Below are 17099 nucleotides of genomic sequence, written 5' to 3' on the forward strand. Positions count from 1 at the left end.
TTTCGGCGGAGGCCCCGGAGGACGGTCGTTGAGGGGAGGGGGCGTGCCCTTCGACCTCTCCGTCGACGAGGCGCTCGCGGCGGCCGTCCAGGAGCGGCTCGGCGCCATCGAGGCCGTCCTGCTCGACGCCGTGCACAGCGACGATCCGCTGCTCGCGGAGGCGTCCAAGCACCTGGTGGAGGCGGGCGGCAAGCGGTTCAGGCCGACGCTGGTGCTGCTGGCCTCCCACTTCGGCGACCCCGCGGCGCGCGGCGTCGTGGAGGCGGCGGTGGTGGTGGAGCTCACCCATCTGGCCACGCTGTACCACGACGACGTGATGGACGAGGCGACGGTGCGCCGCGGCGAGCCCTCGGCCAACTCCCGCTGGACCAACACCGTCGCCATCCTCACCGGCGACTACCTGTTCGCCCGCGCGTCCGACCTGCTCGCCGACCTCGGCCCCGAGGCGGTGCGGATCCAGGCCCGCGCGTTCTCCCGGCTGGTGCGCGGCCAGATCCAGGAGACCGTGGGTCCCGCGCCCGACGCCGACCCGCTCAAGCACTACCTCCAGGTGGTGGCGGACAAGACCGGCTCGCTGATCGCCGTGTCGGGCCAGTTCGGGGCGCTGCTGTCGGGCGCGCCCACCCATGTGGTGGACACCGTCACCTCGGCCTGCGAGAAGATCGGCGTCGCGTTCCAGTTGGCGGACGACGTGCTCGACATCGCCTCCGACACCGAGCAGTCCGGCAAGACCCCCGGTATCGACCTGCGGGAAGGGATCCGCACCCTGCCCGTCCACCACGTTCTCGCGGGCATCGGGTCGGGTCCGGACGACGCGCGGCTGCGCGCCCTGCTCGACCAGGACCTCACCGACGACGCGCTGCACGCCGAGGCGCTGGCGCTGCTGCGCGCACACCCGGCCATGGAGCGTTCACGGTCCGACCTGCGCCGCTGGGCCGAGGACGCCCGCGCGGAACTGCTCACGCTGCCCGACATCCCGGCGCGTGCCGCGTTCATCGGGCTGTGCGACTACGTGGTGTCCAGGACGGGCTAGACGCCGCTGCTCTGAGGCGCGGCGTTCTCGGGGCTGAGGCCGCGGCTCTTCATCGCGTGCAGGACCATCTTGATGAGGACCTTCTTGCACGATTCGAGGCTGCGCGCGTCGCACAGCATGACCGGCACCTTCGGTCCGAGGTTGAGCGCCATCTCGATCTCTTCGAGGTCGTAGCGGCGGGCACCCTCGAAGCAGTTCACCGCGACGATGAACGGGGTGCCGCGGCGCTCGAAGTAGTCCACCGAGGGGAAGCAGTCCGCGAGGCGCCGGGTGTCGGCGAGCACCACGGCGCCGAGGGCGCCCAGCGTCACCTCGTCCCACATGAACCAGAACCGTTCCTGGCCCGGGGTGCCGAACAGGTAGAGGACGTACTCGTCCCGCATCGTGATGCGGCCGAAGTCCATCGCGACGGTGGTGGTGTCCTTGCGCTCCACCCCGGAGATGTCGTCGACGCCGATGCTCTCGTCGGTGAGGATCTCCTCGGTGCGCAGCGGCTGGGTCTCGGAGACCGTGCCGACCATGGTGGTCTTGCCCACACCGAAACCGCCGGCGATCACGATCTTGACCGCGGTGGGGAGCTTACGGCCGTTCATGTCGCGACTAGAGGGCCCGGAGACCATCGATCACCGCCTTGTAGAGCCTGATGTCGTGCATGTCCGCCTCCGGTTCGGGCTCCTGCATGGTGATGAAGCCCTTGTCCAGCAGGTCACCGAGCATGACCCGGACGGTGGCGACGGGAAGGTTGAGATGCCCGGTGAGCTCGGCGACGGACATCACCGACTGGCACAGCCGCAGGATCGCCAGATGCTCGGGGCCCAGGCCGACCTCGCCCTCCGGGTTCACCCCGATCGCCACCACCAGTGTGATCAGGTCGAACTTGCCGCGGGTGGGTTCGAGCCGGCCGCTGGTCATCACGTACGGCCGCACCATCGGCCCGGCCTGCTCGTCCAGCAGCCGCTCGGGCGGCAGGTCGGCCGGTACCTCGGGCGGGCGCGCCTCCCGCTCGGGATCCTCGGGCGGCATCATTGCGCGCCCCTGCTCTCGGCGGCCGCGGCGGACTCGCTCCGCGACGGCGTGGACAGATGGTGACCCATCGCGGTGACCAGCATGGCCATCTCGTAGGCGATGAGCCCGACATCGGCCTCCTCGTCGCTGAGCACGGCCAGGCAGGCGCCCTTGCCGGCGACCGAGACCAGCAGGAACGCCGACTGCATCTCCACGATCGTCTGCCGGACCGGCCCGCCGCCGAAGCGGGTCCCCGCGCCCTTGGCCAGGCTCTGGATGCCCGCGGCGACCGCGGCCAGGTGCTCGCCGTCGTCCTGGGAGAAGTTCCGGGAAGAGGCCATCAGCAGGCCGTCCGCGGACAGCACGATCGCGTGCCGGGTGTGCGGCAGCCGTCCCACCAGGTCGTCCAGCAGCCAGCTGAGATCGGCGGCCGAGCCCGTCTTCTGCATCACTGATCCTCCTCGCCTTCGGTACGGCTCGCCGCGGGGGCGGCATCGGAACGGCCGTCGGCGGCCCTGCCCGCCGCGCGGGCGGCGTCGGAACGGCCGCGGCGGGTGCCACGCTGGTAGGAGCCCATGATCCGCTGGATCTCCGCGGGCGAGCGGCCCTGGTCCTGCTCGGCCTCCGCGTCCTGCTGCGTGGGCGGCTCGCCGTCGCGCAGCGGAGGTGCCAGGTTGGCCTGCGGCACCCGGACGGGGAGGCCCGAGGGGGTGCTGTCGATGTCGGGCACGGGTGGTAGATCCTCCGGGGGCGGGGTCGCGGTCGTGGAACGCCCGGGGCTACCTCCACCCCCGGCGTCGTTCGGTGCGGCGGCGCGGTCGGTGCCGGTGCCGCCGTCCAGGGTCGTGCCAGGACCGGCCGAGACGACGCCCTGCACCGGGGGCGCCTGCCCCTGCTGCGCCTGCGGCGTGACCGGGCCGGTGGCCGTGGGTGAGCCCAACGAGGTGCCGGTCCGCGGGTCGCCCGGTTCGGGACGGTCCGGGCCGCCTTCGCCGGGGATCGCGTGGCCGACGGCGCCCGGGGACCTGCGGGCCGGGTCCGGGACCGCGACCAGGGCCGGGGAGCCGTCCGCGGGGCCGGCCTGCGCCCCCACCATGGTCGGCTGGCGGACGGCCAGGCCGTTCTCGGTGGTGGTGCCCGCGGGGACCGGCCTCGGCCCCTCCTGCGCGGCCGGGACGGCGGCCTCGGTACGCGGCTCGGGCTGCGGCTGCGCGGGCCGCTCCTCCACGACCAGCTCGCGGGGGATCACCACGACCGCGGTGGTGCCGCCGTACGCGGACCGCTTGAGCATGACCTGGAGTCCGTACCGCTCGGCCAGCTTGCCGACCACGAACAGGCCGAGCTGGACGGAGCTCTGCAGGTTGAACTCGGGCGGGTCGGCGATCCGGGCGTTGATCTCGGCGAGCTTCTCGTCGGTCATGCCCAGGCCGCGGTCCTCGATGTCGATGGCGAAGCCGTTGGCGACCAGGTGCCCGCCGATCTGCACGACGGTGTCGGGCGGGGAGAACGACACCGCGTTCTCGATCAGCTCGGCCAGCAGGTGGGTGACGTCACCGACCGCGCGGCCGGTCAGCTCCACCGGCCCGAACGGCAGCACCTGGACCCGGGTGTAGTCCTCGACCTCGCCGACCGCGGCGCGGACGACGTCCACCATCGGGACCGAGCGGCGCCAGCCGCGGGCCGGGATGGCGCCGGACAGGACGATCAGGTTCTCGGCGTTGCGCCGCATCCGGGTGGCCAGGTGGTCGAGCCGGAACAGCTCTTCCAGGTCCTTGGGGTCGATGTCGCGCTTGCGCTCCATGGTGTCGAGCAGGCTCAGCTGCCGGTGCACCAGGGTCTGGGTGCGGCGGGCCAGGCTGAGCAGGACGTCACGGATGCCGCGCCGCAGCTCGGCCTGCTCGACCGCGGTGCGCAGCGCGGTCTCCTGCACGTGGTTGAACGCCTTGCCCACCTGGCCGATCTCGTCGTCGCCGAACCGCAGTGGCGGCGCCTCGGCGGCCACGTCCACCTTCTCGCCGTGCCCCAGCCGTTCGACCACGCTGGGCAGCCGTTGCTCGGCCAGCTCCCACGCCGCGGTGCGCAGCCGTTCGAGCTGGCGCACCAGGGCTCGCGCGGTGGTGATGGACACGGTGATGGACGCGATAACGGTGATCAGCCCGAGCCCGCCGGCCAGCAGCAGCCGGACGACGACCCAGATGGCGATCGGGGTGGCGCGCTCGACCAGCCGGTTGCCCCCGGCCTGGATGCTGGTGCGCATCTGGTCGAGCGCCGGCCCGGTGGCGGCCTGCCACTGCTGGTCGGTCAGCCTGGGCCGCTGGCCGGGCCGCGTCTTGAGCAGGCCGTCCTCAAGGGCGCGGACCTCGGCCAGCTTCTGGTTGGTGCTCAGCTCCGAGTACTGCTGTGGCTCGGTCGCGCGGACGCCGACCATCGCGCTCTCGTAGGCGAACCGCCGGGCGCCGACCGTCTGGCTGATCCGCTGCAGCTCGGCGGCGCTGAGCCTGCCGATGGTGAGGGCGCCCGCGACCATCGCGTCCTCGCGGGACAGCAGCTCCCAGGTGCGGTTGATGGCGACCTGGTCGCGGGTGGCGTCGGCGAAGTCCTTGTCGTCGAGGGTGGCCAGCTCGTCGTACACCCGGAAGTTGGCCTCGTTGATCGCCGAGTAGGCGTCGAACGCGCGGTCGCGGTCCGACAGCCCGGCGTCGACGGCGCGGCGCTCGACGGGCAGACGCTGCAACTGGGCGTCGAACTCGGTGAGCCGGCGTTCCAGGTTCGCGTCGGCGGCGCGCTTGACGGAGGCGGACCTGATGCCCTTGAGCACCACCGCCACGGTCTTGTCGGTGCGGGCGCGCTGCGCGAGGAGCGCGTCACGCCGTTGCTGCGTCGGGGCCGCGAGGTAGACGACGGTGAGCCGCCGTTCCGCCTGCATGTCGACGAGCATGGGGTCCGTCGTCGCGGCGACGTTGGTGTCCAGCGTGCTCACCCAGAGGAGGTTGATGCCCTCCCGGGCGGTCACCCACGCCGCGAAGGCCCACAGCGCGGTGAGGGAGACCAGCATCGCCGCAATCTTGGTCCGCAGCCGCGAGTTGCGAAAGCGCATGGGAATCGCCCAACAAATGTCAAGTTGCTTTGCAATGCTCGGCGGCGTCCCGGATGCAAGGCTTGCGACAGCGGGGTCTGCATCAGCGCCGGCATCACCCGTATTCGTGCATCGAGAACCTTACCAACATACCCATAACCCCTCAAGGTGAATCGTTTACTTCAACGAATTTTCGCCGGTCTCCTGTGCGGGTGTGAGTGAATTCACGCGCCCGTAACCTGCGGCCGGCTCTGGGCGAGGTGGAGCGATGCCAGGATGGCCGCCCGGACAATGGTGATAGGGTGGTATATATCCTTATCGTGCCAAAGATACGGTTCTGTCGTTGAAATGGCATTTGTCATCCATAGTTCGTTTTGTCCGGATCTATGGATGGCCGTCCTGAGGTAGACCGCTCCCCGGGCCGCGGCACGCGAGGCGTCCCTCCCTGGAGGTCCGTCCTGGCGCAGGAGCAGGATCTGCACCGCGTACGCCGTCTCCTCGGCGGTCCCGTCCCAGCGACCCCACGAACCGTCCGGCCGTTGCGTTTCCAGCACCCATCGCCGCGCGCGTTCCACCGCGTCGGCACAGCGGTCGCCGCCGAAACGGGCGAGCGCCGGAACGGCGCAGGCGGTGGCGTAATACGGGGAGGCATGCCAGCGGTCGCGCCACGCGCCGTCCCGATCCTGCTGTTCACATAGCCACAATGCCACCTTCGCGGTGGTCGCGGCGTACCTGGCCGCCCGCTCGCCGCCGCCCGTGCATTCCAGATACTGGCCGAACGCCTCCAGAACGTGTGCGTTGGTGGTGACCGACCGCCCGTTCTCGCCCTGCCAAGTGCAGAAATGCGTGTCCGTCTCGTAATTCCACAGCAGGTCGGGCGGATGGGGGCGGCCGAGCAGGGACAGCGCGTACAGCGCGCCCGAACTGGTGTCGGCGTCGGGCGGCAGGCCCGCGCCGCCGCCCGTCCCGGACTCGCCGAGCGAGGTCCGCAGCCCGTCCAGCAGGTCGTCCAGCGCGCGTCCCGGCGACTGGAGCGGGACGCCCGCGCGGGCGAGCCACCCCAGCACCCAGCCGCGCTCGAACTCGGTGATCGGGACGGCCACCGGGACGGGGCCGCCGTGCTGCTCGACCGCGGCCTCCAGGTAGCGCCGCGCCGCCGCGCGCTCCGGGTCCCCCGACTCGCCAGAGGCTGTGCCGGCGGGGCCGAGCCAGGCGGCGGTGGCGGCGGGGGACGCGCCGACCGTCCCAGAACGTTCCGGTCGGACCGACCGCGCCGAACGCGCCGCATCCCCCGCGATCTCCAGCGCGTGCAGCAGCTTCGGGGGGACGGCCTCGCCCCGGTCGAGCAGGTCCCGGACGAGCGGCAGTAACTCGCCGCCCATGCCCGCGGGAGCCCGCAACGGGCCCGTGTCGTGCCAGGACTCCAGGCCCGCGGGCGGACCGTCGCCCGCCCCGTCCAGCCGGGCGTTGATCAGTGCGATCAGGTACGGGGTGATGTGCTCGACCGCCGGCATGTCCGGCACGTCGAGGTCGCGGCCGGGGGCCAGCAGGCGGGACAGCCGTTCCAGACCATGATCGGCGGCCTTGACCAGCTCGGCACGCCGCGCGTTCGCGGCGGGATCGCCCGCGGCGAGCGCGCTCAGCAGGGCCTCGGTGGCGCTCAACGTGGGGACCAGCGAGTAGCCGTCGTCCGGGAGGCCCCAGCCGCCGTCCGCGCGCTGCGTACCGATCAGGAACCGCAACCGCTCGGCCTGCCCGTCCAGCCACGGCGCCAGGGACACCAGCCGTCCCGTCTCGTACACCGAGGGGGAGGAACGTCCCCAGGGATGGGCGTGCAGCTCGGCGACCAGCTCCCGGGCGGCGGCGCCGGTGTCGACGAACCCCGCCGGAAGCGACGACCCGTGCTCGGTCATGGCGAACCCCAGTAGTCGCTGACGCCGTAGAAGGCGATGTTGAACCCGAGCTGCCGTTCGAGATACGCCGTCCCGTCCGGGCAGGGATCCCGCAGGGGCCCGAGTAGGCGGCGACAGTAGCGGATGATCTCGTCGATCCGGGCGGAAACCCCCGCACGGTCGGTGTCGAGCATGATGGCGTTGAGATCGCCCCAGGCCAGATCCCGCTCGTAGGTGGCCAGGTCGTTCAGCAGCCGCAGCGCCTTCTGCACCTCGCGGTTCACCTCGCGCAACGGTTCCAGGTTCGCGATCGTGGCCGGGTCGGCGAGCGCGATCCAGTGCGACAGGTTCACCCAGGCGGAGCCGATGTTGTCGGCGTTGGCGAGGTAGCCGTCCAGCGACGGCAGCCGGCCGCGGTCGCCGGACGCGGCGGCCGTCTTCCACTCCCACTCGCGCAGGCCCGCCTCGAGCACGCGCACAAGGTCCTCGCGCCAGGCGGTGCGCAGCGCCGGGAAGGCGGGGGACGCGGCGAGCTCGTCCCGGATCTCGGCCAGGAACGGGGTCAGCTCGTCGCCCGGCGCGGGATCGGCGCCGTCCAGGACGGCCAGCACCCGCCGGTTGATGTCCTCGATCTCCTCGCGCGCCGCCGCCTTGTGGTCCACCAGCCAGTCCAGGCCGAACAGCCAGAGCGCCGTGCGGTTGAGGATGCGCGTTCGGGGCGCGTCCACTCCGGCGGCGGCGAACGCGTTGGCGCAGGCGAGCGCGTTGCAGGTGGTGGCGTCGAGGGCGTCGGAGCAGAAGAGGCCCGGATGCGCCTCGACGCACGCGACCAGATCACGCGCGGCCCGGACCGCCTGGGCCATGACCGTGCCGGCACCGAAGGCGTCCCGCAGAGGGCCGCCCTCGGGCACCGTGGCCATGTCCTTGTCCGCGCCGCGCCCGTCCCCGCTCACGCCGCCCGGCCGGGGGCGCCGGGCCGGGCCGCCGCCGTGGGCGTCCGGTCCGCTCGGCGGCTCACGCGGCGCTCCGCAGGGGGACGAGGGTCATCTTGAGCTCGTTCCTCGGCCGGATCGTCGCGCCGATCTTGGGGATGGCGCCCTCCGCGTGCCGCACCTCCGGGCGGAACCTGCTGAGGATGCTCGTCAGGATCAGCTCCGCCTCGAAGTTGAACACGTGCCGCCCGATGCACATGTGGGGGCCGCCGCCGAAGGGGTAGTAGGCGTAGCGGTGGTGCGTCCTGGCGCGTTCCGGGCTGAACCGTTCGGGGTCGAACCTCAGCGGGTCCTCCCACACCGACTCCAGCCGGTGGGTGAGGTACGGGCTGACCAGCACGGTGTCCCCGGCCTTGATCGGCACGCCGCCGACGCTGGTCGGGTTCTGCGCGATCCTGGGGAAGATCCAGCCCACCGGGTAGAGCCGGAGCAGCTCCTGGATGACCTGCTTGACGTACGGCAGCCGGTGCAGGTGCTCGGGCCGGACGCGCTCCCCGCCGACCACCTCGTCGATCTCCTTGCGTAGCCGCCCCGCCACCTCCGGGTGCCGGTCGAGGATCGGCCAGATCCAGGTCAGCGCGACCGTGGTGGTCTCGATGCTGGTCGCCCACATCGACAGCAGGTTGTCGCGGACCCACTGGTCGTCCAGCCCGCTGCCCTCGGTCATCCGGGCCTGGCACAGCGCGGTGAAGATGTCGAACCCCTCGCCTGGTGCGTCCCGGTACCGGTCCACCAGCTCGTACAGGGTCTCGTCCATCATCTCCAGCGCGGCGGCGAAGGCGCGGTCGCCCGGCAGCGGGATGGAGCGCGGCACGAACGGCAGCAGGAAGCGGTACGCGATCGAGGTGGCGAGCTTCTCCATGCCGGGGACCAGCCGGTCCGCCTCGGCCTGCCGGATCTTGTTGCCGAACAGCACCTTGATCACGGTCTCGTGGACGATGCGGCCCATCTCCGGGAGGATCTCGATCGCCTCGCCCGCGTGGGCCGGCGCCTCCAGGGTGTCCACGGCCGCGTTGATGGCGTCCGCCATGCTCTCGGTCAGCGCCCGCACGTGCTTGGTGGAGAACACCGGCTGCAGGATCCGCTTGCTGAGCTCCCACTCGTCGAACTCGGACATGATGCTCGCGCCGAAGAGCCCGCGCAGCGGCCGCCAGAACATGCCGTCCCGGACGAAGTTCTGCGACTCCCGGCGGAGCACCTGCTGGACGTGGTCGGGATGGGTCGCCAGGTACGGACGCGAGGCGCCGAGATCGAGCCGGATCAGCTCGCCTCCGGCCTCCGCGCTGATGCGTTCCAGTTCCCTGAGAGGGTCCCGAACAAATCGAGAGAATGTTCGATAGAGCGGAAAGGAGACGGCCTTCCGGGTCGGGACGGAGCCGACATCAACGGACATTTCCACTGCCCCTCGTCGTGCCATGAACCGGTGGGAAGAGGGCCGCTCGGGGGGTGACCGACGGCGACGGTTGGAGCGATCTTGGGTTGGTTCTCCGTTATGTTGATGCTTGTGTGGAATGGGCGTTTTCCAGGAAGTATCACATGATCAATTAACGGGATCAAGGCCCCAGATGGCGGAAATGTATGGATCCTACGGTGAGCTAGATCACCCTGCCAAGGGTCGTCAGGCTTGGTGACCGTTCCTGTCAGGAGTGGTGAGTCTCACTAAGGGCGATGGTTCGCTACGCTGAGTGATCGATATCGGGCGTTCTCGCCGCCGCGCCAATTCGCGCTTAGTTGGCCGGTGAAAGAAGGTGGAGCGGCGTCCCGCGGCCTCCGCGAACCTTGCGTCCCGTGGCTGAGATCGATCAAAAAAGACCGGCTCTCGGCGGCCTTTGTGAAAAGGCCGATATGAGCAGGTGACGGCCTCGTGGATTCGCCGTCGGAGTCGTCCGGCCCGTCGGCCACGACGATTATCGCTGGCCGATATCGGTCAGTGGTCTCCGGATACGCGGGCCATCTGGTAATTGAGGGCGCCCGGCAGCAGTGAGGGCCAGGGCCGCTCCTCGGACACCGGAAGCCATCCCGTCACTGTGCGTGACCCGCAGTGGGCGATGACAAGGTGACTTCCCGGACGGATCTCCGGCTTCAGCACGGCCGTGCCGGGACGTCCCCCAAGCCGGACCTCCCCGGCGAACGCCGCCGACTCCACCCGGTCCGCGGCACAGGCCGGGACCTCGATGCGCACCCGCCCGCCCGGAAGCGCGGGGCCGAACCGCATCGCGTCCCCCGCCTCGCCCTGCTCGACCGAGACGGGCGCGGCCAGTCCGGCCGCTATCAGGGCCGCTCCCATCAAAGTGAAGCTGAACAGGCGCAACCGGACTCCTTGGAACGCGGGGCTGGTGATGCCTGCGGCACTCTAGTGCTTGGCGATCTCCGGCTCCACCGATGCGCCGAAACCGAGACGACCATGCCGGCGCGCCCGCAGGCCGTCCCAGGTGAGCACCACCAGCGCCGCCCAGACCAGCAGGAACCCCGCCCAGCGTCCCGCCGGCATCTCCTCGCGCTGGACGAGCAGGCCGATGAGGAACTGCAAGACGGGCGCCAGGTACTGGAGCATCCCGATCGTGGACAGCGGTAACCGGGTCGCCGCCCCGTTGAACAGCAGCAGCGGGACCGCCGTGATGACACCGCCGCCCGCCATCAGCAGCATGTGCCACACGCCCTCGTGCCCGAACGCCGCGTCTCCCCGCGCCTCCAGCGCCACCGTGAACGCTAAGGCGGGCAGGAACATCACCGCGGTCTCCACCGCCAGGCTCTCCACCGAGGGCATGTCCGCGAACTTCTTGAACAGCCCGTACAGGCCGAACGCCATGGCCAGCACCAGCGCGACCCACGGCGGGCGCCCGTACCCGGCCGTCAGCACCACCACCGCGCAGGCGCCCAGGCCCACCGCGGCCCACTGCCACCGGCGCAGCCGCTCCCGGAAGATCAGCACCCCGAAGACCACGCTGACCAGCGGGTTGATGAAGTAGCCCAGGGCGGCCTCGATCGTGTGCCCGCTGTTCACCGACCAGATGTAGGTGCCCCAGTTGACCGTGATGACGATCGCCGCCCCCGCCAGCAGCCCGGCCCTCCGCCAGGTCAGCCCCCGGATCCAGTGCCGTCCCCAGGCGAGCATGATCAGCACGGCCAGCAGCGACCACATGATCCGGTGCGCCAGGATCTCGACGGCCCCGGACGGCTCCAGCAGCGGCCAGTACAGCGGGAAGAGCCCCCAGATGACGTACGCCGCCACCCCGAACACCAGTCCACGACGTTCCGCCACGCGCGCCACCGTACCACCGGTAATGAGCGACGCTAACTAACGATGATGACGACCCGGCTGCGTAGCCTGGAGGCATGTTCTTCGCGAAGACCACGATGGTCTCTCCCGAGAAGGCCCTGCCCGGACGTGCGGAGCCGATGCCCGTCCCGGCCAGGCACGAGGTCCTCGACGCGCCGCTGGCGCCGCCCTACCCGGACGGCGCCGAGATCGCCGAGGTCGCCCTCGGCTGCTTCTGGGGCGCCGAACGGGTGTTCTGGCAGACCCCCGGCGTGATCTCCACGTCCGTCGGCTACGAGGGCGGCTACACGCCGAACCCCACCTACGAAGAGGTCTGTAGCGGACGCACGGGCCACACCGAGACCGTCCGCGTTGTCTACGACCCGGCCAAGGTCTCCTACGAAGAGCTCCTCCGCGTCTTCTGGGAGTCCCACGACCCGACTCAGGGCATGCGCCAGGGCAACGACGTCGGCACCCAGTACCGCTCGGCCATCTTCTACCGCGACGACGCCCAGCGAAAGCAGGCCGAAGCGTCCCGTGACGCCTTCCAGCAGGTCCTCACCAAGGCCGGCTACGGCACCATCACCACCGAGGTGACCAAGGCCACCGACTTCTACTTCGCCGAGGACTACCACCAGCAGTACCTGGCCCCCACCAAGAACCCCAACGGCTACTGCGGCCTGGGCGGCACCGGCCTCTCCTGCCCGACAGGCATCACTGCGGCCGAGTGACCTCCCAACGGAAAGCGAAATCGGGGCGTGGCGCTGAACGGGCGCAGGGCCTCTTCCTTTGGACGGGAGAGGCCCTGCGTTGGTTATGTGTCTCAGGTGTATGGGGTCGTGTTCGTCAGTACGGCAGAAGACGTCCGGTAGGGGTCCGGAGGTCCAGTGGGCTCGGTTGACGTGGCGGTTTGGGGCGTTTGACAAGCTGCTGCCGTGCCATGGTTGATCATCTCCCCCATGCGGCCGGGCGCTAACCCGACCTTCGAGCCGGTTGAGCGCCCGTTCCGACCGCGGTTTCAGTGTTGGACGCGGGCACCTGGAGCGAGGTTTGCCGAGCATATGCGACGCCCTCGACGCGTTCGACCGATTTTCTGGAAGAACCGTACGGCGGAACGTCATCGACTCGCTGCGGAGAGTGATAAATTGTGGCCGGATCCGGCCAGGTCATGACCAGGAGGCCGCGTCCAGGAAACGGCGGGAGTGAGGGCGGACAGGAGCGTCGAAAAGGCGAGTGAGGCGGTGTTTCCGCTGAACCCGCGGTTGCGGGGCGGAGGGGGCCGCGGTCAGCGCAATGGGGCTAGGGCCGTCTCGAACATCGCGGCGACCCGTGTGGTCAGCTCCTCGGGGTCGGTGTGGAGCAGGTCGTCCAGGCCCAGCACGCGCCGCACCGGACCGGCGCCCATGATGATCGTGACGGCGAGCATGGCGCGGGTCCTGGCGTCCGGGCCGGACAACTGCGCGACCAGTGGCTCCACGATCAGCCGCTCGATGTGCTCGCGCAGGATGCCGGTGACCTCAGGGTTGCCGACCGAGCGGTCCAGCATGCGCGGGACGGGGGACGACGGCCCGCGGCGCGCCTGCCGGACGAAGTGCCGGGCCAGGCGGAGGGGGAGGGGCTCGTCGTCGCCCTCGCCGGCGATCACCCGCTGGATCACGTACTCGCTCTCCAGGACGGCCCCGAACAACGCCGCCTTGGAGCCGAAGTAACGGTGGACCAGCGCCACATTGGCGTCCGCCGCTGACGCGATCATGCGTACGGTCACGCCGTCGTAGCCGTGCTCGCCGAACAGCGTGCGGGCGGCCTCCAGCAGCCTGCGGTGGGTCGCCTCGCGGTCGCGCTTCTGCCTGGCCGGGGTGGGCTCACCCGTGACCGGCGCCTCTGCCTGCTCCAGCACCGTCGCAGTCTCTCCGTTGCTCCAGACCTGCCCCGATTTGCAGGTAAACGCGTGACTACTTAGCATACATGCAAAGCACAGGTAAATGTCCGAACCGTGTGATCCACGGCATGACAGGGGGCGATGTGGCGACGACCAGCACGGTGCCGTCCGGGACGAAGGACTCCGCCGACGGGGGCGAGGCGGAGAGGCCGCGGCCGACCTACACCCACCGGCAGATCCTGGAGATCCTGGCCGGTCTGCTGCTGGCCCTGCTGACCTCGATGATCTCGACCTCGGTGATCTCCACCGCGCTGCCGACCATCGTGGGCGAGCTGGGCGGGCAGGACCAGCTGTCCTGGGTGGCCAGCGCCACGCTGCTGACCATGACCGCCTCCACCCCGCTGTGGGGCAAGCTGTCGGACCTGTTCGGCCGCAAGCTGATGTTCCAGACGGCCCTGCTGGTCTTCGTGCTCGCCTCGGTCGGCGCGGGCCTCTCGCAGAACATCGGGCAGCTCATCGTCGCCCGCGCGCTCCAGGGACTCGGTACGGGCGGGCTGTCCGCGCTCGCCCAGGTGATCATCGGGGACGTGGTGGAGCCGCGCCAGCGCGGCCGGTACGCCGGATACATCGGCGCGACCTTCGGCGTCGCCACCGTCGCGGGCCCGCTGCTCGGCGGGTTCATCGTGGACGCCGACGCCCTCGGCTGGCGCTGGTGCTTCTACGTGTGCGTGCCGCTCGCCGTGGTCGCCTTCCTGCTCCTCCAGCGGGTGCTCAAGCTGCCCCGCGTGCGCCGCGACACCCGGCTGGACGTCTTCGGCGCGGTCACCATCACCGGCTGCGCCACCCTGGTGATGCTCGTCCTGTCGCTGGGCGGCAAGGAGTTCGCCTGGCACTCCCCCTGGACCTACGGGCTCGGCGCCGGGGCGCTCGCGCTGCTGGCGCTGGGCGTCGTGGCGGAACGGGCGGCGCACGACCCGATCCTGCCGCCCCGCCTGTTCCGCAACCGCACGTTCGTGCTGTGCGGGTTCGCCTCGCTGTGCGTCGGCATGGCGATCTTCGGCGTGATGATCTACCTGCCGCAGTACTTGCAGGTGGTCCAGGAGATGAGCCCGACCGCCTCGGGGCTGATGACGCTTCCGCTGGTGGCGGGCATGCTCGTCGCCTCGACCGTGTCCGGGCAACTGGTCACCCGGATCGGCCGCTGGAAGATCTACCCGGTGGCCGGGTTGCTGTGCGTCGGTATCGGGATGTTCCTGATGTCCCGGCTCCAGGTGAGCTCCGGCCGGTTGCAGATCGGCATCGACATCGCCGTGCTCGGCATCGGGATGGGCCTCACCATGCAGATCCTGATCCTCGCCGCGCAGAACGCCGCGCACCGTGGCGACCTCGCCGCCACCACCTCGGGCGTGTCGTTCTTCCGCAACCTCGGCGGCGCGGTGGGCGTGGCCGCGTTCGGCGCCGTCCTGTCCAACCGGCTGACCGGCGAGCTCCAGGAACGGCTGGCCGCCGCGCATGTCCCCGTGCCCACAGGGGCCTCGGGACGGCTCGGCTCACCCGACCAGATCCACGCGCTGCCGGAACCGTTCCACGGCATCGTCCTCCAGTCCTACACCGAGGCGCTGGAGATGGTCTTCCTGTTCGGCATCCCGGTGGCCGTGCTCGGCTTCCTCGCCGTCGTCGCGCTCAAGGAACTGCCGCTGAGCGGCTCTAGGCCGCGGCGGCGTGAACGACCGGCCGGCTAGCGGCCCCGCAGGCTGGTGACGAGCCGGTCCGCCTCCGCCCGGTTGCGCGGCCCGGTGATGACCACTTTGCCGTTCAGGATCGGGGCGTCCACCCGCGGCACGGTCACCAGCCGGTCACGGACCACGAAGGCCAGGTCCCGGTGGAGGGATGCGCGGGTCAGGGCCGCGAACGCCCGCCGGTCGTTGCTGCGCAGCGTGACCGCGACATCGTACGCGCCCGCCCGCTGCGCCCGCTGGACGCCCAGATCGGCGACCCTGCGGATGGCGATGCCACGAGTGAGCTGGTAGCAGGCCGGTCCGCCCGGCGTCTGGCCGCTGATGCCCGCCGTACCCGCCGGGCACTGCCCCGGAACGGTCCGTACGACCGGGTAGATGTGCAGCGGCGCCGCCAGCGTGATCGGCCGGTTCCGCATCGAGGCCGCGACCAGCCCGCCGCTCACCACCACGGTCGCGATCAGCAGCCCCAGCATGATCACCATGATCAGCAGCGAGGACCGGTGGTCGCGGACCGCCCGGTCCTGCCGCAGCGTGCTCCTGCGCAGCGCGGCACGGCTGCGCTTCAGCTCGGCCGCGGCCCGCTGCCGCTCGGCCGACCTGGCCCGCCGCCGCGCGTCCGGGCTGGACCAGTCGGCGGGATCCAGCGTCCGTGTCGCCTCCGGCTCGCCGCCCGCCTCCGCGTCCGGTACGGCGGCCACCGCCCCCGCGGGCTCGGAAGACGCCAGAGACGCCGAAGACGCGGGGGGCACGGGAGTAGGCACGGGCGCGGTGTCCTGGGGACCGCGGCGGCCCTTCCTCCGGCGCGGAATGACCCGCATCGTCACCTCCCGGGAGCGACATGATCCCCCAGTCTGGCAGCAGCGGAGAGGCGCTCGCATCCTTCAAGGCCCACGCTCTCCGGCCAACATGCGACGACCCGGATCCCCTGAGAAATCCGGGCCGTCGAAGCGGCTGGTCACCCCCGAGACAAGCTGACTGACCGCCGCCCTCCGCTCCGGGCGGCGCTCAGTACCCCTGTGGGGGACGACCCCCACACCCCCGACAAGAGCGGACTGATCGCCGCCTTCCGCTCCGCTCCAGGCGTCGGTCAGTATCCCTGTGGGGGGCGACCCCCACACCCCCGACAAGAGCCGACTGATCGCCGCCTTCCGCTCCGCTCCAGGCGTCGATCAGTCAACCCGCCAAGTGTCCCCGCTGCTGAGGAGGGCGGCCAGGTCGCCCTTGCCCTGGGTGCGGATGGCCTCCTCCACCTGGGCGCTCATCAGCTCGTCGTAGGAGGGCCGTTCGACCTGGCGGAAGATGCCGATCGGGGTGTGCTCGAACGCGGGGGAGTCCAGCCGCGACAGAGCGAACGCCTGCGACGGGTCAGGGTTGTGCGCGTCGTGCACCGCGATCTCGGACGGGTCCACGTCCGCCACGTTCACGACCTCGAACGAGCCGTTCGGCGTGCGGCGCAGCGCCTTCTGCCGCTCCGAGCCGAACACGATCGGCTCGCCGTGCTCCAGCCGCACCGTGATGTCGTCGCGCACCGAGGCGTCCTTCAAGGGCTCGAAGGCGCCGTCGTTGAAGATGTTGCAGTTCTGGTAGATCTCCACCAGCGCGGTGCCCTGGTGCTCGGCCGCGGCGCGCAGCACCGACTGCAGGTGCTTGCGGTCGGAGTCGATGGTACGTGCCACGAACGAGCCCTCCGCGCCGATCGCCAGCGAGATCGGGTTGAACGGGGCGTCCAGCGAGCCCATCGGCGTCGACTTGGTGATCTTGCCGAGCTCGGAGGTCGGCGAGTACTGGCCCTTGGTCAGCCCGTAGATCCTGTTGTTGAACAGCAGGATCTTGAGGTTGACGTTGCGGCGCAGGGCGTGGATCAGGTGGTTGCCGCCGATCGAGAGCGCGTCGCCGTCCCCGGTCACCACCCACACCGACAGGTCGGGGCGGGACGAGGCCAGGCCCGTGGCGATCGCCGGCGCCCGGCCGTGGATCGAGTGGAACCCGTAGGTGTTCATGTAGTACGGGAACCGCGACGAGCAGCCGATGCCGGAGACGAACGTGATGTTCTCTCGCCGCAGCCCCAGCTCGGGCAGGAAGGACTGGACGGCCGCCAGGATCGCGTAGTCACCGCACCCGGGGCACCAGCGCACCTCCTGGTCGGTCTTGAAGTCCTTCATCTTCTGCGGCGCGTCGGCCTTGGGCACCAGGGCCAGCGCCCTGCGTCCCCCGGCCGCGCCGT

Annotated in this window: 15 protein-coding genes; 3 read left to right on the forward strand and 12 right to left on the reverse strand. The window is 70.7% G+C overall.

Annotated features, from left to right (window positions below; translation table 11 throughout):
• Window positions 1-43: 43 nt before the first annotated feature.
• Window positions 44-1033: a polyprenyl synthetase family protein gene (locus QSK21_RS19390; RefSeq protein WP_285697615.1), complete on the forward strand. Its 990-nt coding sequence runs from the start codon at window positions 44-46 to the stop codon at window positions 1031-1033.
• On the opposite strand, the gene QSK21_RS19395 is transcribed toward QSK21_RS19390, so the two are convergent.
• The 9 genes from QSK21_RS19395 to rarD all read right to left on the reverse strand — a co-directional run bounded on the left by QSK21_RS19395 (window position 1030) and on the right by rarD (window position 11260).
• Window positions 1030-1653, reverse strand: coding sequence for a GTP-binding protein (locus QSK21_RS19395; protein ID WP_285697617.1), 624 nt, complete (start codon window positions 1651-1653; stop codon window positions 1030-1032). The genes QSK21_RS19390 and QSK21_RS19395 overlap by 4 nt on opposite strands.
• Window positions 1634-2059, reverse strand: a complete 426-nt coding sequence (locus QSK21_RS19400) for a DUF742 domain-containing protein (protein WP_285697618.1) — start codon at window positions 2057-2059, stop codon at window positions 1634-1636. The genes QSK21_RS19395 and QSK21_RS19400 overlap by 20 nt, the downstream gene beginning before the upstream one ends.
• On the reverse strand, window positions 2056-2487 hold the full coding sequence (locus QSK21_RS19405; RefSeq protein WP_285697619.1) for a roadblock/LC7 domain-containing protein: 432 nt from the start codon (window positions 2485-2487) through the stop codon (window positions 2056-2058). The genes QSK21_RS19400 and QSK21_RS19405 overlap by 4 nt, the downstream gene beginning before the upstream one ends.
• Window positions 2487-5093 carry a sensor histidine kinase gene (locus QSK21_RS19410; RefSeq protein WP_285697621.1) on the reverse strand — a complete coding sequence of 869 codons (2607 nt, stop codon included), beginning with the start codon at window positions 5091-5093 and terminating at the stop codon, window positions 2487-2489. The genes QSK21_RS19405 and QSK21_RS19410 overlap by 1 nt, the downstream gene beginning before the upstream one ends.
• A gap of 245 nt (window positions 5094-5338) precedes the next feature.
• Window positions 5339-7027, reverse strand: coding sequence for a prenyltransferase/squalene oxidase repeat-containing protein (locus QSK21_RS19415; protein WP_285697622.1), 1689 nt, complete (start codon window positions 7025-7027; stop codon window positions 5339-5341).
• Window positions 7024-7959 carry a terpene synthase family protein gene (locus tag QSK21_RS19420; RefSeq protein WP_285697625.1) on the reverse strand — a complete coding sequence of 312 codons (936 nt, stop codon included), beginning with the start codon at window positions 7957-7959 and terminating at the stop codon, window positions 7024-7026. The genes QSK21_RS19415 and QSK21_RS19420 overlap by 4 nt, the downstream gene beginning before the upstream one ends.
• Before the next feature lie 61 nt (window positions 7960-8020).
• Window positions 8021-9391 (reverse strand): cytochrome P450, encoded by a 1371-nt coding sequence (locus QSK21_RS19425; RefSeq protein WP_285697627.1) that lies wholly within the window; start codon window positions 9389-9391, stop codon window positions 8021-8023.
• 534 nt (window positions 9392-9925) lie between these two features.
• Entirely contained in the window at window positions 9926-10309 is a 384-nt protein-coding gene (locus QSK21_RS19430; RefSeq protein WP_285697628.1) for a hypothetical protein, read from the reverse strand.
• A gap of 42 nt (window positions 10310-10351) precedes the next feature.
• Window positions 10352-11260 carry an EamA family transporter RarD gene (gene rarD / locus QSK21_RS19435; protein ID WP_285697629.1) on the reverse strand — a complete coding sequence of 303 codons (909 nt, stop codon included), beginning with the start codon at window positions 11258-11260 and terminating at the stop codon, window positions 10352-10354.
• A 74-nt stretch (window positions 11261-11334) separates the two neighbouring features.
• On the opposite strand from rarD, the gene msrA reads away from it, so the two are divergent.
• Window positions 11335-11988 (forward strand): peptide-methionine (S)-S-oxide reductase MsrA, encoded by a 654-nt coding sequence (gene msrA, locus QSK21_RS19440; protein WP_285697632.1) that lies wholly within the window; start codon window positions 11335-11337, stop codon window positions 11986-11988.
• Window positions 11989-12542: 554 nt separating this feature from the next.
• Here the strand turns inward: msrA and QSK21_RS19445 are convergent.
• Window positions 12543-13154: a TetR/AcrR family transcriptional regulator gene (locus tag QSK21_RS19445; RefSeq protein WP_285697634.1), complete on the reverse strand. Its 612-nt coding sequence runs from the start codon at window positions 13152-13154 to the stop codon at window positions 12543-12545.
• 110 nt (window positions 13155-13264) lie between these two features.
• Between QSK21_RS19445 and QSK21_RS19450 the strand changes: the two genes are divergently transcribed.
• Window positions 13265-14878 carry an MDR family MFS transporter gene (locus QSK21_RS19450; protein ID WP_285697636.1) on the forward strand — a complete coding sequence of 538 codons (1614 nt, stop codon included), beginning with the start codon at window positions 13265-13267 and terminating at the stop codon, window positions 14876-14878.
• Here the strand turns inward: QSK21_RS19450 and QSK21_RS19455 are convergent.
• The gene (locus QSK21_RS19455; protein WP_285697638.1) at window positions 14875-15573 is read right to left on the reverse strand and encodes a SecDF P1 head subdomain-containing protein; all 699 of its coding nucleotides are present in this window, start codon (window positions 15571-15573) and stop codon (window positions 14875-14877) included. The two genes, QSK21_RS19450 and QSK21_RS19455, sit on opposite strands and share 4 nt — an antisense overlap.
• Before the next feature lie 471 nt (window positions 15574-16044).
• Window positions 16045-17073: a 2-oxoacid:ferredoxin oxidoreductase subunit beta gene (locus QSK21_RS19460; RefSeq protein WP_285697697.1), complete on the reverse strand. Its 1029-nt coding sequence runs from the start codon at window positions 17071-17073 to the stop codon at window positions 16045-16047.
• Between the last annotated feature and the right edge of the window lie 26 nt (window positions 17074-17099).

The organism is Actinomadura sp. NBRC 104412, from assembly GCF_030269515.1.
In the GTDB taxonomy this organism is placed as follows: domain Bacteria; phylum Actinomycetota; class Actinomycetes; order Streptosporangiales; family Streptosporangiaceae; genus Spirillospora.